Source organism: Pseudomonas sp. TE6288 (assembly GCF_054062095.1).
The window spans coordinates 164,817-184,420 of record NZ_JBSSEW010000004.1 but is presented as its reverse complement, the minus strand read 5'-3'; the positions used below and the strand labels follow the sequence as shown (position 1 = coordinate 184,420).

Genomic DNA, 19,604 nt, shown 5'->3' with positions numbered 1-19,604 from the left:
TGTACGATGATTTTCGTAATGCCAAGGAGGGGTCATGCCAAAAGGCTTCAAGGCAGCCAGGAGCGCGGTGATTGCCGCGCTCGAATCCGGGAGGTACCTGCATGCAGCGCGGGGCGATATCGAGATAAAGAACCTGTTGGCCCTTGGCGCGGTCAGTGCGGGCGATGTCATCGAGGTCATCCGTGCTTGCAATGGCACTCACTACAGCTGCAGCCCACACCATGCCGTGCCAGCCATCGAAGTCCATGTGCTCCGGCGCTCCGGCTGGTACATCAAGTTCTATTTCATCGAGCCGCAGACGTGGTTCATCAGTGTTCACCAATGAGTAACCCAAGCATGAATATCCTGTTCGAGGGCGACACCGGCCAGGCCCTGTGCGAGCGTTGCCAGGCATTGGTCGCCATGCATTACACCCGGCGCGACGTGCCTTTCAGTGACGGCCTGGGCGTGGCGCGGGACATCCTGGTGGGCGTGTGCGATGGCTGCGATACGGTGGTGGCCATCCCGCCGCAGTCCACTCCGGCAATCCGCGAGGCGCGCAAGCAGCAGCTCAAGTCCATCGAGGCGCGGCTGCCGGCGGTGTATCTCGATGTGCTCGACGCGGCGATGCAAGCGGTCAGCAGCGAGGCGGGGGCACACCTGCGCAAGCTGTTCCTCGCCCATTATTTCCATTGGATGGTGCAGGCCAGCCAGGGGGCGGGTCTGCAACCCGGCCACGAGGCCTTCGTCCAGGCACTCGATGCGCAGCGGCGTCAGAGGGGGTTGCAGGCGTCAGGGGCCACGCGGCGGCTGTCGATGAAGGTCAACCCGCACATGGCCGAGGATTTCCTGACGCTGCTGGGGCAAACCCGGATGAGTCAGACCGAGCTGCTCAAGGCGGTGATCGCAAGAATCCAGGTGGATGTGCTCGAGGCGCGTGATCCGCAGGTGATCGAGGCGCTGCAGCGGCTGACGCGAGTGGCGGGGTAGGTTGGGGCGGGCGCACCGTGCGGACATTGCTCCTCACATGTGATGCTTGCGCAGCTCGTGATCCAGGCGTAACGTGCATCACATGTGAGACAAGGATACCCCCTTCGATGGCAGGCAAGAAAAGCTCCACCGACTACATGCGTGACATGCGCGCCCGGCTCAAGGCCGCGGGCCTGGTCAAGCGTGAGCTGTGGATCCTGCCCGAGCACGCCGCCGCCCTGCGCGGCATCGAGAAGGCTTTACGTCAGCCCCACGCGGGCAAACAGGTCAGAACGGAGGATTTCATGACCGAGCACACACACTGGACGATCGAAACGCTGCACGGCGCCCTGCAAGGCCTGGACGAGGTGCGTGACGAGTCGATCGGTCTGTCCTTGCAACAGGGCGCCGAGCCCAGCCTCAAGCTGGTGATGAACGAACTGGACGGCCTGCCGCTGTACATCGCCGTGGCCGGTGAGCAGATCCTGGTCGATACGCTGCTGGTGGAAGCCAGCCAGGTGAAAGACCGCGCTGCATTCAACGATGCGGTGCTGCGCACCCGCGACGTGTTCCCGCTGTCGTCCATCGGCCTGCACACACTGCCGTCGGGCGAGTCGGTGTACACCATGTTCGGCGCCCTGAGCGCGGCTTCGTCGCTGGACAACATCGTCCAGGAGATCCACACCCTGGCCGACAACGTCATCACCGCCGCCGAAGATTTCGAAGACTACTTCACCCACTGATTCCGGAGATTGCACCATGAGTTTGTTGAGAAAGATCGTCACCGCCCTGCGTGGCGGCGCTTCGGAAGTAGGTGAGGCGATCGTCGACTCCCAGGCCCTGCGCATCCTCGACCAGGAGATCCGCGATGCGGACAACAACCTGATCGATGCGCGCAACCAGCTGGTCAAGATCATGGCCAAGCACAAGACCGCGCAGCAGCGCATCACCGAGTTCGACAAGACCATCGGCGATTGGGAGCAGAAGGCCATTGCCGCGCTGGACAAGGGCGAGGAAGGCCTGGCTCACGAATGCGCGGCGCGCATCGCCGACCTGACCAACCAGCGTGACAGCGAGCAGGCGCTGGCCGACCAGTTCGGTGCGTCGGTGACGACCCTGACCGCCACCGTGAGCAAGACCGAGGCGCAGATCAAGGGCCTCAAGCAGCAGGTGGACCTGGTCAAGGCCCGCGAGAGCGTGCAGCGTGCCCAGGTCAGTGCGGCCTCGGCCACCGGCGGCGCCAATGGCAGCCTGGAAACAGCGGTCGGCTCGCTGGACCGCATCAAGAAGCGCCAGACCGAGCGTGCCGCCGAGCTGGAAGCGGCGGCGGAACTGGCAGGCAAGGCTGACGGCAGCGATCTGGAAGCACGCCTGAAGTCGGCCGGGATCGGCGCCAGCAACAGTGGTGCCGACGATGTGCTGGCACGCTTGAAGGCCAAGGCGGCCAAGCCGGCGGAGTGATTCGTTGACCGGGCCGGCCTATCGTGGGCCCGTGGGAGCGGGCTTGCCCCGCGATGGAGCCGGCCCGGCTGGCGCAAAACCCTGCTGCAGACCCGTTGGCGGGGCGCACGAAAAGCAGTATCGTGTCGCCCCCGCCAAAGGACTGCCGCGACCCAAGGGATTTTCAATGTCGCCTTCTCCCGACAGGCCCAGCCTGTTCGCTACAGCTCCGCGATTGGCTCCTGTTCCGTCCCCCTCTCACCCAGGAGATGCCCCGTGGGTTGGTTGAAACGCTTCATGGGCTTCGAAGCCCCCAAACCTGCCGCCGGCAGTCAGGCCCAAGGTAATCTGCCATTCGGCCTGGGCAGCGGGCGCATGCTCAAGCTCGATCGCTCGCTCAAACTGCTGCTCGACGGGCATTCCGAGCTGGAGGTCCCCGAGCAGGAAGTGGTCTGGGCGGTCGGTGAAGTCGACCTCGGCCAGTCGGTGCGCCTGGCGCGCTTCTATATGGAAGACGAGGACTACTGGCTGCAGGTGGTGATGAACGGCGCGTCCGCTGACGATGTCCGTGACATCATCCTGTTCGGTTATTACAGCGTGGTGCCGGTCACCAGCGACGCCGAACTCAAACGCCTGGTCGGCCCCGAGTCGAACATCGGCCTGCCGTACTACGAGCACGAAGGCTACGAGTTCGTTCGCCAGTGGGGCAGCGAAGAGGGACAGACCGAGCTCACGCCTATCAGCGAGTGGGTCACCAGCCCCGAGACCAGCTACCGCATCCAGCACCTGTCGATGCTGTATGCCCGCGAAACCGGCCTGACCGACCGCCGCGAATTCCTCCTGCTGTCGGTGGAGGAAGACGAGGAAGGCAATGTCAGCCTGACCACTTCGGTGGGTGTCACCCTGCAATCAACGGACTTCAACGTCATCTGACAAGGATTCACCATGCTCGACGCACTTCGCATGTCGCTCAACGCCCAGGCAGTGATCGGCTTCATTCTCTACATCAGCGTGGCGCTGGTGCTGTTCTGGCTGTTCCAGTTCATCTATACGCACCTTACCCCGCACCGCGAATTCGCCCTGATCCGCGACAACAACAGCGCTGCGGCCATCGCCCTGGGCGGTGCGCTGATCGGTTTCTCGCTGCCGGCCAGCAACATCATCGCCTACAGCGTCAGCCTGCTCGACTTTGTGGTCTGGGTGGTGATCGCCGCCGTGGTGCAACTGCTCGCCTTCGGGATCACCAGCCTGGTGCTCAAGGGCTTGGCCAGCCGCATCGCCAAGGGCGAGATGGCCGCCGCGATCTACGCCGCCGCCGTGGCGATCAGCGTGGGCTTCCTCAATTCGGCCTGCATGACCCCGTCGGTCTGAGCCGTTTGCGCGCAAGGAGCCATACATGAGACGCAGTTCCGTCAAGCTGGTGCTGGCCAGTTCCCTGCCGCTGGCGCTCACCGCGTGCAGCGCGCCCGAGGAGACCTACACGGTCAGCAAACGCAGCAACTACACCACCGTCCAGGCCTGTGTCGATGACAAGATGCCGGTGGACGTGTGTTCCGACGCCTACATGCAGGCGTTGGCCGACCACCGCCGCATCGCCCCGACCTACGGCGACAAGGCCGCCTGCGAGGCCGACTTCGTGCCGGACTACTGCCAGGTTACCAGCGATAACCGCTACATGCCGCGCCTCGGCGGTTTCGAGCTGGCGGTGTCGGGTGAGGTGAGCCAGTCGCAGGTCGACGCAGCCCGCGCCCAGGTCGAGAACAGCGGCCAGGCCAGCAGCGGTGGCAGCAACTTCAACGGCCTGCTTACCGGCCTGCTGCTCGGCCAGGTGCTCAGTGGCGGCAATCGCCAGTACTACTCGCAGCCGGTCTACCAGTACCGTGATAGCAACGGTGGATACCGCAACACCACGCTCGGCCAGCAGATCGACCAGGGCAAGCGCTTCGAGCGCTCCGACCAGGCCCAGCAGAGCGGTGGCAGCTATTCCAGCTACTACTCCGGCAGCTCCAGTGGCCGCAGCTACAAGTCCAGCACCTCGACCCGCTCCAGCGTGTCCTCGTCGATCTCCCGTGGCGGCTTCGGCAGCCAGGCCACTGCGCGCAGCGGCTGGGGCGGCAAGAGCAGCGGCGGCTTCAGTTTCGGTGGTTGAGCATGCGCAAGGTCCACTGCGACGAACGCCCGGACTGGCGCGCCACCGCCGAGCGTGAGGGCTTCGCCTTCCACACCATCGACGGTGAGCGCTACTGGGACGAGCGCGGTTACTACCAGTTCAGTGAGGCCCAGGTCAGCCGTGACCTGGAGGCGCCCACCCAGGAGCTGCACGCGATGTGCCTGGACGCGGTGGCGCGCATCGTCGACAGCGAAGCGCTGATGACCCGCCTAGCGATCCCGCCGGCGTTCTTCGACCTGGTGCGTCGTTCGTGGAAGGAGGGGCATCCACACCTCTACGGGCGTTTCGACTTCAGTTACAACGGCACGGGCCCGGCCAAGCTGATCGAGGCCAACTACGACACGCCGACCTCGCTGTACGAAGCCGCGGCGTTCCAGCTGATCTGGCTTGAGCAGCAGATCGAGCGCGGCGTGCTGCCGACCCATGCCAGCCAGTTCAACACCCTGGCTGAAGACCTGGTGCGGGCTTTCGCCGCCTTCGAACGTGAAAGCCCGTTCTACTTCTCGGCCATCGGCGGTTCGATCGAGGACCGCGGCACCACGGATTTCCTGCGCAAGATGGCTGGGCACGTGGGTATCAGTACGCGGCATATCGACCTGGAGGATATCGGTCTGAACGACGAGGGGCGTTTCGTCGACCTCGAAGGCCGACCGATCCCGCGCCTGTTCAAGCTGCACGCCTGGGAGCATATCTTCCACGAGGACTTCGGCCAGGCCATCGCCGATTGCGATACCCAGTTCGTCGAGCCAGCGTGGAAGTCGCTGATCTCCAACAAGGGCATCCTGCCGTTGTTGTGGGAATGGCATGAGGGCCACCCGAACCTGTTGCCGGCCTTCCTCGACGAAGACCCCCGGCGGCCGGTGCCCAAGGGCTGGGTGCGCAAGCCGTACTTCTCCCGCGAGGGGGCCAACGTGGATATCCGCACCACCGATGACCAGCGGGTGTTCGAGGACGGGCCCTACGACGATGCACCCTATATCCTGCAAGGCTTTGCGCCTTTGCCGAAGTTCGGTGACAGCTACACCCTGATCGGCTCGTGGGTAGTCGGTGATCTGGCCTCGGGGATCGGCATTCGTGAAGACGACACCCTGATCACCAAGGACAGCTCGCGGTTCCTGCCGCATGTGGTCGTGGACTGAGTGTCAGGGCTGTCTATGCGGGGGCGCGGAGCGGCCCCTTCAATGGTCGGTTTCAGGACGCGCCGGGTCGCCCGCGCACAACCTCTTCGCGCAATAGCTGCCATGCTCTGAGGATGCCCGTGGACCGCGCGCAGCAAGACGCATGGCCACAGGCAAGGAGGGTGCCTGGCCTGCCGCCACCGTGACGCGGCCGGCGCACCACAGCTGAACACCGCCGGACACTGGCCCGCGATCAGGGTCGGGCCGGGTTGCCGAGGTCTGCTGTATGCCTGATGAGTTGAACCACCTGCCGTTGATCCAGCGTGTCCTGGCCCGTGAAAAGGACACCCCCGGCGCCTTGTTGCCGATTCTCCACGCCATCCAGACCGGCGCCGGCTACATCCCTGACATCGCCGTCGCCGAGATCGCCCATGCCCTCAACCTCAGCCAGGCCGAGGTGCGCGGGGTGCTCAGCTTCTACCACGATTTCCGTACCACGCCGCCGGCCCGCCATACCCTGCGCCTGTGCCGCGCCGAGTCCTGCCAGAGCCGTGGCGCCGAGGCGCTGGCCGCGCAATTGCGCGAGCAGCTCGGGCTGGATGATCACGGCCGCAGCGAAGACGGTGCGCTCGACCTGCGCCCGGTGTACTGCCTGGGTGCCTGTGCCTGCTCGCCGGCGTTGGAGCTCGATGGCCAGCTCCACGCCCGCGTTACCCCGGAGCGCCTGCGGGCGCTGGTGGCGAGCTGCCGAGAGGAGGTGAAGGCATGTTGAACCTGTGCATCTCCTGTGATTCGCTGGCCCGTGCAGTCGGTGCCGACCAAGTGGCCGATGCGGTGGCCCGCGAGGCGGGGCAGCGCAACCTGCCGATACGCATCAAGCGCACCAGCTCCCGTGGCCTGTATTGGCTGGAGCCGCTGGTGGAACTGGATACCGCGCAAGGCCGGCTGGGCTTCGGGCCGGTAGCGCCCGAGGATGTCCCCGGTTTGCTCGATGCCCTGGCGGGCGACCACGCCGGCCATGCGCTGGCGCTGGGGCCGGTCGAGGACATTCCCTACCTGAAAACCCAGCAGCGCCTGTTGTTCGCCCGCGCCGGCATCACCCGGCCGCTGTCGCTGGATGACTATCACGCCAACGGTGGCTTCGAGGGGCTGCGCCAGGCCACCCTGCTGGCCGGCGACGAAGTGGTCGCGGCAGTGCTCGATTCGGGCCTGCGTGGCCGAGGTGGCGCGGCCTTCCCTGCGGGCATCAAGTGGCGCACCGTGCGCCAGGCGCCGGCCGGGCAGAAGTACGTGGTGTGCAACGCCGACGAGGGTGACTCCGGTACCTTCGCCGACCGCATGCTGATGGAGGGCGACCCGTTCCTGCTGATCGAGGGCATGATCATCGCCGGCCTCGCCGTGGGGGCGAGCAAGGGCTACATCTATGTGCGCTCGGAGTACCCCGATGCCGTGCGCGCGCTCAACGAGGCGATCCTGCTGGCCCGTGAGGCCGGTTACCTGGATGTCGCCGGCAGCGGCGTGGCCTTCGACCTGGAGGTGCGGGTCGGCGCGGGAGCCTATATCTGTGGCGAGGAAACCGCGCTGCTCGAATCCCTGGAGGGCAAGCGCGGCATCGTCCGCGCAAAACCCCCGTTGCCGGCGCTGGAGGGCCTGTTCGGTCAACCGACGTTGGTGCACAACGTGCTCACCCTGGCCTCGGTACCGATCATCCTGGCCAAGGGCGCGGCCTATTACCGCGATTTCGGCATGGGCCGCTCGCTCGGCACCCTGCCGTTCCAGCTGGCCGGCAATATCCGCCATGGCGGGCTGGTGGAGCGCGCTTTCGGCCTGACCCTGCGCGAGTTGGTGGATGGCTACGGTGGCGGCACCGCCAGTGGCCGGCCGATCAAGGCAGCGCAGGTCGGCGGCCCGCTGGGTGCCTGGGTGCCGCCTGAACAGTTCGACACGCCGTTGGACTACGAGGCCTTCGCTGCCATTGGCGCGATGCTCGGCCATGGCGGCGTGGTACTGGCCGACGACACCCTGAACATGGCCGGCATGGCCCGCTTCGCCCTGCAGTTCTGCGCCGAAGAATCCTGCGGCAAGTGCACGCCGTGCCGGATCGGTTCGACCCGCGGCGTGGAAGTGGTCGACCGGCTGATCGCCAGCACCGACCCGGCCTACCGCGAAAGCCAGGCGGGGTTGCTGCGCGACCTGTGCGACACGATGCAGTACGGCTCGCTGTGCGCCATGGGCGGGATGACCCCGTACCCGGTGGCCAGCGCCCTCAAGCATTTCCCCGCCGATTTCGGTCTGGAGGCCGCGCAATGATCAATTACTTCGACCCCAGCAGCGACCTCGACCTGGGTACCCCGCAACGCCTCAGCGAGGTGCAGGTCAGCCTGGTCATCGACGGCCGTTCGATCAGCGTGCCCGCTGGCACCTCGGTGATGCGCGCCGCGGCCATGCTTGGCACCAGCATCCCCAAACTGTGCGCTACCGACAGCCTCGAGGCCTTCGGCTCGTGCCGCATGTGCATGGTCGAGATCGACGGCATGCGCGGTTACCCGGCGTCCTGCACCACCCCGGTGGGCGAGGGCATGGTGGTGCGCACGCAGACGCCACGCCTGGCCGACCTGCGCCGCAACGTGATGGAACTGTATATCTCCGACCACCCGCTGGACTGCCTGACCTGTTCGGCCAACGGCAACTGCGAGCTGCAGACCGTCGCCGGCCAGGTCGGCCTGCGCGAGGTGCGCTATGGCTACGACGGCGCCAATCACCTGGGCGAAGGCAAGGACGTGTCCAACCCGTACTTTGACTACGAGCCGAGCAAGTGCATCGTCTGCAGCCGCTGCGTGCGCGCTTGCGAGGACATCCAGGGCACCTTCGCCCTGACCATCACCGGGCGTGGTTTCGAGTCGCGGGTGGCGGCGGCCGGCGGTGACGATTTCCTCAGCTCCGAATGCGTTTCCTGCGGCGCCTGCGTGCAGGCCTGCCCGACGGCGACCCTGAGCGAGAAAAGCCTGATCCAGCTCGGCCAGCCCGAGCGCGCGGTGATCACCACCTGTGCCTATTGCGGCGTGGGCTGCTCGTTCCGCGCCGAGATGAAGGGCGACCAGCTGGTGCGCATGGTCCCGGACAAGAACGGCGGCGCCAACCACGGCCATGCCTGTGTCAAGGGCCGCTTCGCCTGGGGCTATGCCACGCACCCGGACCGCATCACCAGGCCGATGATCCGCAAACGCCTGGAGGATCCGTGGCAAGAGGTCAGCTGGGATGAGGCAGTCACTTATGCCGCCAGCGAGTTGCGACGCATCCAGCTCAAGTACGGGCGTGATTCCATCGGTGGGATCACCTCCAGCCGCTGCACCAACGAAGAGGCGTACCTGGTGCAGAAAATGGTGCGCACGGCCTTCGGCAACAATAACGTCGACACCTGCGCGCGGGTTTGCCATTCACCTACCGGCTATGGCCTCAAGCAGACCCTGGGCGAGTCCGCCGGTACCCAGAGCTTCGACTCGGTGATGCAGGCCGACGTGGTGCTGGTGATCGGCGCCAACCCCACCGACGCCCACCCGGTGTTCGGCTCGCAGCTCAAGCGCCGCCTGCGCCAGGGCGCGCGGCTGATCGTCATCGACCCACGGCGCATCGATCTGGTCGATTCACCCCATGCCCGCGCCGAACTGCACCTGCAACTGCGTCCGGGTACCAACGTGGCCATGCTCAACGCCCTGGCTCATGTGATCGTCAGCGAGGGCCTGCTCGACCAGCGCTTCATCGATGCCCGCTGCGAAACCGAGGATTTTGCGCGCTGGCGCGATTTCGTCGCCCAGCCCGACAATGCCCCTGAAGTGCTCGGCCCGGTGTGCGGCGTGCCCGCCGAGCAGATCCGCGCCGCCGCCCGGCTGTACGCCACCGGCGGCAATGCTGCGATCTACTATGGCCTGGGCGTGACCGAGCACAGCCAGGGCAGCACTGCGGTGATGGGCATCGCCAACCTGGCCATGGCCACCGGCAACATCGGCCGCGAAGGGGTGGGGGTGAACCCGCTGCGCGGGCAGAACAACGTGCAGGGCTCGTGCGACATGGGTTCGTTCCCCCACGAGTTGCCCGGCTACCGGCACATCTCCAACGAAAGCGTGCGCGCCGAGTTCGAGCAGGCCTGGGGCGTGACCCTGCAGCCCGACCCGGGCCTGCGCATACCCAACATGTTCGAGGCCGCGCTGGATGGCAGCTTCAAGGCGCTGTACTGCCAGGGCGAGGATATCGCCCAGAGCGACCCCAATACCCAGCACGTCACCGCCGCGCTGTTGGCGATGGAGTGCGTGGTGGTACAGGACATTTTCCTCAACGAGACGGCCAAGTTCGCCCATGTGTTCCTGCCCGGCAGCTCGTTCCTCGAGAAGGACGGCACCTTCACCAATGCCGAGCGGCGTATCTCGCGGGTGCGCAAGGTCATGGAACCGCTGGCCGGCAAGGCCGACTGGGAGGCGACCCTGGCCTTGGCCGATGCCCTGGGCTATCACATGGACTACCAGCATCCATCGCAGATCATGGACGAGATCGCCCGCCTGACCCCGACGTTCCGCCGGGTCAGCTATGCCGAACTCGACCGCCACGGCAGCCTGCAGTGGCCATGTAACGACGCCGCTCCCGACGGCACGCCGACCATGCACATCGAGCAGTTCGTGCGCGGCAGGGGGCGCTTCATGCTCACCGGCTACGTGCCCACCGACGAGAAGGTCAACAGCCGCTACCCGCTGCTGCTGACCACCGGGCGCATCCTCAGCCAGTACAACGTCGGCGCGCAGACCCGGCGTACCAGCAATGTCGCCTGGCACGACGAGGACCGGCTGGAGATCCACCCCAGCGACGCCGAGAGCCGCGGCATCGCCGACGGCGATTGGGTGGGCGTGGGCAGCCGCTCCGGGCAGAGCGTGTTGCGCGCCAGGGTCAGCAGCCGGGTGGCGCCGGGGGTGGTGTACACAACGTTCCACTTCCCCGAGTCCGGGGCCAACGTGATCACCACCGACAACTCCGACTGGGCCACCAACTGCCCGGAATACAAGGTCACCGCAGTGGAGGTGGTGAAGGTGTTCCAGCCGTCGGAATGGCAGAAGCGCTATCAGAGTTTCAGTGACGAGCAGCGGCGCTTGCTCAAGGAGCGGCGTCAGTCGGAAAAGGCGAAGGTGCGCCCATGAGCAGCGACAACCTGGTCAAGATGGCCAACCAGATCGCCCATTACTTCGACAGTGAGCCGGATCATGCCAAGGCGGTGCAGGGGGTGAGGCAGCATCTGCAGAGCTTCTGGACGCCGGCCATGCGCCGGCAGTTACTGGAGTGGAACGAGGCCCACGCGGGGGAGGGGCTCGACCCCAAGGTACGGGAGGCACTGGCGTAGCACGCCTGCTCCCGCAGGATGGCGCATGGCTTGAGGCTGATGCGGTCGTTCTGGGAGCCGGCTTGCCGGCGATGCGCCGCGTCAGCGGTGCCCTGTGACCGCCGGCGGGCTCCCGCCCTGATCCAATCGCCAGCATTAGAATGTTGGCGCAGCGCATGGCCTGGATGAAATGTCCGTCATGTTCGCAGGGTTAACGAATAGCCGGTGCTACGCTCGCAAAAACACCCTGACGGAAGCCCACCATGGACATGAACTGGCACCAGGCCCTGCAAGCGAGCCTGAGCTGGCTGGCGATCGCCTCGTTGGTCACCTTTGGCTGCTTCATCGCCGCCGCCTTCCTGGCGGTGCGCTGCACCCGCTGGGGTGCTCAGTTCTGGCACCTGGCCGGACCTTATTTCAGTTGGCGCCGCAGCTGGCGACCGCTGCTGACCTTCGCCCTGCTGCTGGTGCTGACGTTGTTCGCGGTGCGCCTGAACGTGCTGTTCTCGTTCTGGTACAACGGTTTCTACAGTGCCTTGCAGGCCCTGGACCAGACGGCGTTCTGGTACATGCTCGGGGTGTTCGCGGTGCTGGCGACCATCCATGTACTGCGTTCGCTGTTCACCTTCTATGTGACCCAGGCGTTTAACATCCGCTGGCGGGTGTGGCTCACCGAGCGCCTGACCGCCGACTGGATGCACGGCGATGCCTACTACCGTGGGCAGTTTCTCGCAGAGCCCGTGGATAACCCCGACCAGCGTATCGAGCTGGACGTGAACAACTTTGTCACAGGTTCCGTTTCCCTGGCGTTGGGGGCGGTTGGCGCGGTGGTGTCGTTGGTGGCGTTCACCGGCATTCTCTGGGGCCTGTCGGCGCCACTGGCCGTGGCCGGCGTCGAAATCCCCCGGGCGATGGTGTTTGCTGTCTACATCTATGTGCTGATCGCCACCTGGATCGCCTTTCGCCTCGGCCAGCCGCTGATCCGCCTGAATTTCCTCAACGAAAAACTTACCGCCAACTTCCGCTACGCGCTCATGCGCTTGCGCGAGAACGCCGAGAACATCGCCTTCTACCAGGGCGCGCAGGTGGAGCGCGGCACCTTGCTTGGGCGTTTCTTCGCCTTGATCGGCAACGCCTGGGCCCTGGTATTTCGGAACCTCAAGTTCAGCGGGTTCAACCTGGGCGTCAGCCAAGTGGCGGTGGTGTTCCCGTTCATCCTCCAGGCGCCGCGCTTTTTCAGTGGAGCGATCAAGCTCGGCGACGTGATGCAGACCGCCCAGGCCTTCGGCCAGGTGCAGGATTCACTGTCGTTCTTCCGTGAGTCCTACGACACCTTCGCCCAGTATCGTGCCACCCTCGACCGTCTGACCGGGTTTCTCGATGCCAATCAGCAGGCCAGTGAGTTGCCACGGGTGACCACTGTGGACCAGGCGCATGCGCTGGGCATCCATGGCTTGCAGGTGCGTCGGCCCGACGGCTACGCGCTGATCACCGATCTCGACCTGAACCTGCACAGCGGCCAGGCGCTGCTGATCAAGGGACCATCGGGCAGCGGCAAGACCACCTTGCTGCGCGCCCTGGCGGGCCTGTGGCCGCATGCCGACGGTGAGGTCAGGCGGCCGTCGGGGACGCAGGCGCTGTTCCTCTCGCAACGTCCGTACCTGCCGTTGGGTGACCTGCGTACTGCCATCGCCTATCCGGCGCAGGGCGAGCCCGGGGACGATGCGCGCATGCAACAGGCCCTGCGCCAGGTCAATCTTGCCCACTTGGCCGAGCGACTGGACGAGCCGAGTGACTGGTCGCGCATCTTGTCGCTGGGCGAACAGCAGCGCCTGGCGTTTTCCCGGGTGCTGTTCAATCGGCCGCAGGTGGTGTTCCTCGACGAGTCCACCTCGGCGATGGACGAAGGGCTGGAGCATGCGTTGTATTCGCTGCTGCGTGAGCAGTTGCCGGCGACGTTGCTGGTCAGCGTCGGGCACCGCAGCACCCTGGCGGCGTTCCATTCCCATCGCCTGGAGGTGGACGGGCAGGGGGGCTGGTCGCTCCTGGAGCAACAGCCGGCCGTGCCAGCATAGGGCGTAGGGGAACATAGCACGGCATTGCTTGCGATCCGCTATAATCGCGGTGTGTTCACCCAGCAAGGTGTGTAAAGGTGAAAGGGATCAGCCTGGAAACCAAGAAGGCTTATTGCGCCAAGACGCGTCGTTCCAACTACCTGGCCAGCCTGAGGCTAGAGGGGTTCAGCGTGTCTCGGGACGCGGCCGAGCGTGAACTCCCGACCCGGGAGGAACTGCTGCATAAATACCGCAAGCAGCGTTGACGTTGGATAAGTACGGGGTAGGGCAGGATGCTTATTGCTATGCCGGCACCTCGGTCTTGCGCAATCGGCTTGATGTTCATGATGACGATGAGCTGTGTAGAGCCGAGCGTGACTTCTCCGAGTTGGCCGCGAGCGAGATTGAATTCAGTCTTCCACCCTACGATCTTGCCTACTTGAAGCAGATTCACCGTTCGCTCTTTCGTGATGTCTATGATTGGGCGGGCGAACTGCGTGTTCTCGATATTTCTAAAGGTCAGACCCGTTTTTGCAATCTGAGTCGGATCAAACCCGAAGCCGACAAGATTTTCGCCTTGATGGCTGAGAGGCAGTTTTTCGAGGGGCATGATCGTGACGCCTTGGTAAAGGCAGTCGCTGAGAGCTTTGGGGATCTGAATATGGTCCACCCCTTCCGAGAGGGCAACGGGCGTGCACAGCGCATCCTGTTCGAGCATTTACTGCTCAACGCGGGTTTCCAGATCGACTGGTGGCAGGTTGAACCCGATGCCTGGATCGAGGCCAACATTGCCGCAATTGTGTGTGATTACTCGGCGCTGGAACGCATATTTGACCGGTGCCTGGGTTTGTCGATGATCAAGTGAAGCCCGGCCGATTTGCGCAAGCTGACGCGAATTTCCGTAGGAGCGGGCTTGCCCCGCGATGGCGCCAGTCCAGGCAATGAGATTGGTCCTGCCAGTTTTAGCGTCGGGTAAACCATAGCCCGGCCAGCGTGATCAGAGCGAACCCGCCCCCCACCATGAACGTCGCCCGGTACCCCACCCAGTCCCACAAACCACCGGCCAGCACACTGGCTACCAGCAACGCCACCCCGGTCACCAGGTAGAACACGCCGAACGCAGTCCCGCGCAGCGCCTCGGGCGCGCTGTCGGCGATCAGGGCGCTGAACACGCCCTGGGTAAAGCCCATGTGCAATCCCCACAGGGTAACTCCCAGCACCAGGCCGGGTAGGCCCGGCAACCAGGCCAGCAGCAGATCGGCCATTACCAGCAGGGCCAGGCCGGTCATCAACACACCCTGTCTCCCGATCCGGTCGGAGAGTGCGCCGGCGGGGTAGGCCGACAGTGCATATGCCAGCGACATCAGCACCAGCACGGCTGGCGCCCACAGCGCCGCAAGGCCCTGCGCCTGACCGCGCAGCAACAGAAAGGCCTCGCTGAAGCGCGCCAGGGTGAACAGCGTGGCCAACATGACCAGGCGCCAGTAACGGTTGCCCAACCGGGCCAGCTCACGCAATGCCAGGGGAGCGGCGCGCGCACTTGTCGCTGCGGGGTTGTCGGGTTCGCGAACGAAGGCAATCAACACATAGAGCGCCATAAATGCGGGGACTACCGCCACCCAGAACACCGTCTGGAAGTGGCTCGCGGTCAACCACATCAACAGGATCGCGAGCAATGGCCCGAAAAAGGCCCCGACTGTATCCAGCGCCTGGCGCAGGCCGAATGCTGCACCGCGCAGTTCGGCGGGCGTGACATCGGCAATCAGCGCATCCCTCGGCGCGCCGCGGATGCCCTTGCCGACACGGTCGAGAAAACGCGCCGCGGTCAGCCATTCCAGCCCTGGGGCCAACGGGAACACCGGCTTGGTAACGGCAGCCATGCCGTAGCCGATCACCGTCAGCAGCTTGCGCTTGCCCAGGCGGTCGCTGAGGGCCCCGGAGAACACCTTGGTGAACGCCGCCGTTGCCTCGGCGATACCCTCGATCAGGCCGACGGCCAGCACTGAGGTGCCGAGCACGCTGACCATGTACAGCGGGAGGAGGGCGTGGATCATCTCCGAAGAGACATCCATCAGTAGCGAGACAAAACCCAGGGCCCAGACGCTGCGGGGGATCAGCGCGAGGCTGTGGCGACGGCGCGAGTGCGGAACACTGTTCATGGGTGATCTCGGCGTTGCTCCGATTTCACTCTAGACAATAGCGGCCTCAACGCCGCATGAGCGCAAAAAGCGCCGCGAGTTATGGTCGTTATTTGTGAAACACCACACTAGCAGGGGCGCTCAGGCTGGCCCTTGCTGATGCAGCTGCCCCAGGCGGCTGCGTGTACGCATCAGATCGGCGATGGCGCCGCCCAGGCTTTTTTCCAGGGCCTGCTTGCCGATCACCAGCACCTCCCGGTCCTGGTCGTACAGCACATCCACCAGGTTGACGAAGCGCTGCTGCGCCGCCAGCGAGCACTCGGCCAGATCATCCAGGCCGTCTATGATCCAGCGATCATAGCGCTCGGCCAGGGCCAGGTAATCGATCACTGCTGTCGGTTGTTCGCACAGATCGTCGAAGCTGAACATTACCTGGCGCCCCTCGCTGGCCAGGGCCCTCAGGGAACGTTTGTTGACCTCCAGCCCTACCGGCTGCGGCGCGGGCACCTGCAGAGCCCGGCGCTGCCCTGCATCTCCTGGCCAGACGTAGCGACCCCGGGTGAAGCGCTGGTGTTGGCGATTGGCTGGCAGGCTGCGAAAGTCGGTCTCTCCCCCTACCTCAAGCACTTGCATGCGGCTGTTGATCAGGCGGATCACCGGCAGGAAGCGCGCGTGATACAGCGGGTTGGGCAGCAACCCCTCAGGCGCGTAGTTGGACGTGACCAGCAGGGAAACGCCTCGTGCGAACAGGGCATCGAACAGCCGGGTGAGGAGCATGGCATCGCCGATGTCATGGACGTGGAACTCGTCGAAGCACAGCACTTGGCAGTGGCCAAGCAGCGCGTCGAGGGTCGCCCCCAGGGCATCGTCCTGCGCCCGGTGGTGATGCATGCCTTGGTGCAGGCGGGCGAAGAAATCGTGAAAATGCAGGCGGCGCTTGGCCGCCGTCGGCACGGCCTGGAAGAAGCCATCGAGCAGCCAGCTCTTGCCGCGTCCGACCGCGCCGTGCAGGTACAGGCTGCGCGTCGGACCCGCGTCGAGGCTGCCCAACAGCATGGCCATCGCCTCTATCACCTGAAGCTGCCCATCGCTCAGGGCATAGCCACGCTCGGTTGCCATTGTCTGGAAGTGGCCCAACAAGGTGGGAACCTTGGCCGGGGCACTGCGCAGGCGCTGGCCAATCTGGCGCAAGGACGGGGGAATCCAGGTGGGCAAGTGGCAGGCTCCTCGGGCCGAGTCTGGGGCAGGGCGCAGCTTGCGCGATGCCGGGCATTTTGACCAATCGAGAATGTGCCGGACAATGATCGTGAAATACGATACTTCAGGTCTTGTGCTCGAGCTGGCGCTCGATCATGTACTTCACCGCCAGGCGACGCTCCTTGAGATGGCGCAGGTCTTCGTCCACAAAGTTGCCTGCCGAGATCGACTCGGCGGCCAGCACCTGGTTGTCGATGTCCATGTACTCGTCCAGCAGGCGGTCGAGCTGCGGGTCCTGCTGGCGGCGCTGCTGGACGATTTCGCGTGGGTAGTGCAGGTCCTGATAGAGGTCATGGGAAACGGGCATGGCGTCCTCCTTGTGATGCGCCGATGGGCTCTATCTGATTGGAATGGAGGAATGCGATTGTGTTGAGGCGAGGCGGTGGAATTGCGACGAGCGGTTGTCGTAGGCGCCGCGAGAACCCTCTCGGGAGGTAGCTGCTATAACTAACTTGCTGTTTTCCTGCGTTTTTTTCAAAAAAAAGCTTCCCACTTCGAAAAAAGGTTGTTAAAGTGCCGGCCATTCCCGAGCAGCAACACACGGAGCTGTCAGGGGGTTGTCAGTGAGGCGGTGATCAGTCATTCGCCAGATCCGATACAGGGGCGTCGCCAAGCGGTAAGGCAGCAGGTTTTGATCCTGCCATGCGTTGGTTCGAATCCAGCCGCCCCTGCCATTTTAAAGTTGTATCCTCTCCCCAATCGCCTTTCGGCGATTTTTTCGTTTCTGCCTACCTGTTTTCCAGCGACTCGGCCAGCACCTGGGCGAGGATGTGTTCGTGCACCGGTTTCTGCACCACCTGGCACCCCTGCAGCTCCAGCCCTTGCAGCTGGGCATAGCCGGTGAGGAACACCACGGGCAGGCGCGGAAAGCGCTCGCGGGCCGCCAAGGCCAGTTGGGCACCATTGAACTCTGGCATGGCGAAGTCGGTAAGCAGCAGGTCTATGCGTTCATCGAGCAGGGCCATGGCCTGGGCACCATTGTGCGCCTGGTGTACCTCGTAGCCCTGGCGCTGCAGCAGGTCGCCAATCATTTCGCGCACCAGATGGTCGTCGTCCACCAGCAGGATGTGACGCTCGGCCCCTTGGGCGAAAGGCGGGCGCACATCGTCCTCGCCCGTAGTGAGTGAATCGGCACGGGCCTTTACCGCTGGCAGGTAGACACTGACCAGGGTGCCGCGGCCTGGCGTTGTATCAATGCGCACGCCACCGCCGATCTGTTTGGCGAAGCCGAACACCTGCGCCAGCCCCAGGCCTGAGCCCTTGCCGATATCCTTGGTGGTGAAGAACGGTTCGAAGGCTTTGGCCAGTACCTCCTCGCTCATGCCGCAGCCGCTGTCGCGGATACTCAGCACCACGTACTCACCGGGTTCCGGGTCCTCCGGGCGTTGTGGACGGGTATTGACCCGGGTGTTGCGCGTGGCCAGGGTAAGTTGGCCGCCCTCGGGCATGGCGTCGCGGGCGTTGATCGCCAGGTTGAGGATGATCATTTCGGTCTGGGTCGGGTCGGTCAGGGCTTGCCATAGCCCAGCATCGAGCTCCAGGCGCACTGCGACGCTGCCACCCAGGGTGCGGCGCAGCAGTTCTTCCAGCCCTGCCAACGTGCGGTTGAGGTTCAGCGGCACCGGCTCCAACCGTTGCTTGCGCGAAAACGCCAGCAACTGGGAGGTCAGCTTGGCCCCGCGCTCACCCGCCTCGCGAATGTGCTGCAGGCGCTTGTGTGCCTTGTCCAGCAGGCCTTTGTCCAAGTCGTTCTGCAGGAAGCTGGCACCGGTGAGGATCACCGTCAGCAGGTTGTTGAAATCGTGCGCAACGCCGGCCGTGAGCTGGCCGACCGCTTCCAGGCGCTGCATCTGCTGCAGCGCGGCCTCGATGCGTTCGCGTTCGGCGATCTGTTCGCGCAGGCGCTCGTTGGCCTCGGCCAGATCCAGCACCGCTTCGCGTTCGCTGGAGATGTCGCGGGCGACCACATGCAGCAGGTTGTCGTCCGGCACCACCACCCACGACAGCCAGCGCTGCTGGCCTTCGGCATGCAGGATGCGGCCGACGAAGCGGGCGCTGGTGCGTCCCTGAGAGAGCGCGGCCAGCTCGGTGAGGAAGGTTTCCTGGTCGGCTTCCGGTAGCAGCTGCAGCAGCGAAATCTGCGCCAACCGCTCACGGGGAAAGCCCAGCGCGGCTTCCCAGGCCGGGTTGAGGGCTACCGGGGTCAAGTCCTTGTTGAGTACCGCCAGCAGGTCCTGGGACAGTTCCCAGGCACGGTCGCGCTCGCGGGTGCGGCGCTCGACCCGCTCGCCGAGCATCTCGTTGAGCTGCTCCAGCGCCCGGGTGGCCTGGCGCTGCTGGTGGATGTCCTGCAGCACCCCGGAAAAGCGCACGCACAGGCCGTCGATGAGTTGGGTCTGGCCGGTGGAGAGCAGCCAGCGCGGCTCCAGTGCGCCGGGTTGAGCGATACGGAACTCGGCCCGGTAATGGCCATCGCTGTCAGGGCGCATGGCCTGCTCGACGGCGTTGCGCACACGGGATTGGTCGTCGGGGTGGATGCCGGCGTAGAAGACCTCGATCGTCATCCGAGTGTCGCTGGGCAGGCCGAACAGCATCTTGCAGCGGTCGTCCCAGACCAACTGCCCGTCCTGCGGGCGGTAGTCCCAAGTGCCCATGCCGGCGGCATCGATGGCGATGCGGGCGCGCGCCTCCGCCTCGGCCAGGGCCTCTTCAGCGCGGCGTCGGCGCTGGCGTTCCTGCACTTCGGTCAGCGCCCGGCGCACGGCCTTGGGCAGCAGCGGCAGGTTCTTCTTCAGGACGTAGTCGGTGGCGCCGAGGCGGATCATCTCCACCGCGTGTTCTTCGCCGTAGATGCCGGAGAGGAAGATGAACGGTATGTGAGGCGCCAGGCGTTGGGCGATGGCCAGCACGTCGGCGCCAGAGGAGCTCGGCAGCACGCAATCGCACAGGATCAGGTCGTACGAAGCCTCGCCCAGGGCATGCTCGGCACCGACATGGTCGAACACCAGCCGTGATTGCACCTGAAACCCGCTGCGCTCAAGGCGCACCAGGATCAGCTCGGCATCCATGGCGCTGTCTTCGACCATCAGCAGTTTCAGTGGAGTAAGCTGCATCGTG

Annotated in this window: 19 protein-coding genes and 1 tRNA gene; 16 read left to right on the top strand and 4 right to left on the bottom strand. The window is 64.9% G+C overall.

What is annotated here, in order from left to right:
* Positions 1 to 34 precede the first annotated feature (34 nt).
* The 15 genes from ACVWY1_RS05640 (at position 35) to ACVWY1_RS05570 (ending at position 13,957) form a co-directional block, all read left to right on the top strand.
* A complete protein-coding gene (locus tag ACVWY1_RS05640; protein ID WP_457377910.1) occupies positions 35 to 325 on the top strand; it encodes a hypothetical protein in 291 nt (96 codons plus the stop codon).
* Between the two features lie 11 nt (positions 326 to 336).
* On the top strand, positions 337 to 969 hold the full coding sequence (locus ACVWY1_RS05635; RefSeq protein ID WP_457377909.1) for a hypothetical protein: 633 nt from the start codon (positions 337 to 339) through the stop codon (positions 967 to 969).
* Positions 970 to 1,076: 107 nt separating this feature from the next.
* Positions 1,077 to 1,691, top strand: a complete 615-nt coding sequence (locus ACVWY1_RS05630; protein ID WP_110698679.1) for a YjfI family protein — start codon at positions 1,077 to 1,079, stop codon at positions 1,689 to 1,691.
* A 16-nt stretch (positions 1,692 to 1,707) separates the two neighbouring features.
* Complete coding sequence (locus ACVWY1_RS05625) at positions 1,708 to 2,409, top strand: PspA/IM30 family protein (protein WP_046856319.1); 702 nt, start codon at positions 1,708 to 1,710, stop codon at positions 2,407 to 2,409.
* A gap of 255 nt (positions 2,410 to 2,664) precedes the next feature.
* The gene (locus tag ACVWY1_RS05620; protein ID WP_457377908.1) at positions 2,665 to 3,321 is read left to right on the top strand and encodes a DUF2491 family protein; all 657 of its coding nucleotides are present in this window, start codon (positions 2,665 to 2,667) and stop codon (positions 3,319 to 3,321) included.
* 12 nt (positions 3,322 to 3,333) lie between these two features.
* Positions 3,334 to 3,759 (top strand): DUF350 domain-containing protein, encoded by a 426-nt coding sequence (locus ACVWY1_RS05615; protein ID WP_023631082.1) that lies wholly within the window; start codon positions 3,334 to 3,336, stop codon positions 3,757 to 3,759.
* Positions 3,760 to 3,784: 25 nt separating this feature from the next.
* Positions 3,785 to 4,537, top strand: coding sequence for a DUF1190 domain-containing protein (locus tag ACVWY1_RS05610; RefSeq protein WP_139672193.1), 753 nt, complete (start codon positions 3,785 to 3,787; stop codon positions 4,535 to 4,537).
* A gap of 2 nt (positions 4,538 to 4,539) precedes the next feature.
* Positions 4,540 to 5,697: a glutathionylspermidine synthase family protein gene (locus ACVWY1_RS05605; protein WP_457377907.1), complete on the top strand. Its 1,158-nt coding sequence runs from the start codon at positions 4,540 to 4,542 to the stop codon at positions 5,695 to 5,697.
* 265 nt (positions 5,698 to 5,962) lie between these two features.
* Positions 5,963 to 6,448, top strand: a complete 486-nt coding sequence (locus ACVWY1_RS05600; RefSeq protein WP_214501306.1) for a formate dehydrogenase subunit gamma — start codon at positions 5,963 to 5,965, stop codon at positions 6,446 to 6,448.
* The gene (locus tag ACVWY1_RS05595) at positions 6,442 to 7,986 is read left to right on the top strand and encodes a formate dehydrogenase beta subunit (protein WP_457377906.1); all 1,545 of its coding nucleotides are present in this window, start codon (positions 6,442 to 6,444) and stop codon (positions 7,984 to 7,986) included. Before ACVWY1_RS05600 ends, ACVWY1_RS05595 begins: the two co-directional genes overlap by 7 nt.
* Positions 7,983 to 10,859, top strand: coding sequence for a formate dehydrogenase subunit alpha (fdhF, locus tag ACVWY1_RS05590; RefSeq protein WP_277503357.1), 2,877 nt, complete (start codon positions 7,983 to 7,985; stop codon positions 10,857 to 10,859). Before ACVWY1_RS05595 ends, fdhF begins: the two co-directional genes overlap by 4 nt.
* The gene (locus tag ACVWY1_RS05585) at positions 10,856 to 11,059 is read left to right on the top strand and encodes a formate dehydrogenase subunit delta (protein WP_110698669.1); all 204 of its coding nucleotides are present in this window, start codon (positions 10,856 to 10,858) and stop codon (positions 11,057 to 11,059) included. The genes fdhF and ACVWY1_RS05585 overlap by 4 nt, the downstream gene beginning before the upstream one ends.
* Positions 11,060 to 11,301: 242 nt before the next feature.
* Positions 11,302 to 13,113 carry an ABC transporter ATP-binding protein/permease gene (locus ACVWY1_RS05580; RefSeq protein WP_277503358.1) on the top strand — a complete coding sequence of 604 codons (1,812 nt, stop codon included), beginning with the start codon at positions 11,302 to 11,304 and terminating at the stop codon, positions 13,111 to 13,113.
* A gap of 77 nt (positions 13,114 to 13,190) precedes the next feature.
* Positions 13,191 to 13,358, top strand: coding sequence for a YhfG family protein (locus ACVWY1_RS05575; RefSeq protein ID WP_102684523.1), 168 nt, complete (start codon positions 13,191 to 13,193; stop codon positions 13,356 to 13,358).
* A gap of 2 nt (positions 13,359 to 13,360) precedes the next feature.
* Entirely contained in the window at positions 13,361 to 13,957 is a 597-nt protein-coding gene (locus tag ACVWY1_RS05570; protein WP_102684524.1) for a putative adenosine monophosphate-protein transferase Fic, read from the top strand.
* Between the two features lie 97 nt (positions 13,958 to 14,054).
* Here ACVWY1_RS05570 and ACVWY1_RS05565 read toward each other — a convergent pair whose 3' ends face one another.
* From ACVWY1_RS05565 to ACVWY1_RS05555, 3 genes are all read right to left on the bottom strand, one after another.
* The gene (locus ACVWY1_RS05565; RefSeq protein ID WP_457377905.1) at positions 14,055 to 15,251 is read right to left on the bottom strand and encodes an MFS transporter; all 1,197 of its coding nucleotides are present in this window, start codon (positions 15,249 to 15,251) and stop codon (positions 14,055 to 14,057) included.
* A gap of 120 nt (positions 15,252 to 15,371) precedes the next feature.
* Positions 15,372 to 16,445 carry a cell division protein ZapE gene (gene zapE / locus ACVWY1_RS05560; RefSeq protein ID WP_258700995.1) on the bottom strand — a complete coding sequence of 358 codons (1,074 nt, stop codon included), beginning with the start codon at positions 16,443 to 16,445 and terminating at the stop codon, positions 15,372 to 15,374.
* A 106-nt stretch (positions 16,446 to 16,551) separates the two neighbouring features.
* Positions 16,552 to 16,794 carry a hypothetical protein gene (locus ACVWY1_RS05555; protein ID WP_102684527.1) on the bottom strand — a complete coding sequence of 81 codons (243 nt, stop codon included), beginning with the start codon at positions 16,792 to 16,794 and terminating at the stop codon, positions 16,552 to 16,554.
* Between the two features lie 292 nt (positions 16,795 to 17,086).
* Here ACVWY1_RS05555 and ACVWY1_RS05550 point away from each other — a divergent pair.
* Positions 17,087 to 17,161: transfer RNA gene (locus tag ACVWY1_RS05550), tRNA-Gln, on the top strand.
* Between the two features lie 54 nt (positions 17,162 to 17,215).
* On the opposite strand, the gene ACVWY1_RS05545 is transcribed toward ACVWY1_RS05550, so the two are convergent.
* The gene (locus tag ACVWY1_RS05545) at positions 17,216 to 19,600 is read right to left on the bottom strand and encodes a response regulator (protein ID WP_457377904.1); all 2,385 of its coding nucleotides are present in this window, start codon (positions 19,598 to 19,600) and stop codon (positions 17,216 to 17,218) included.
* Positions 19,601 to 19,604 lie beyond the last annotated feature (4 nt).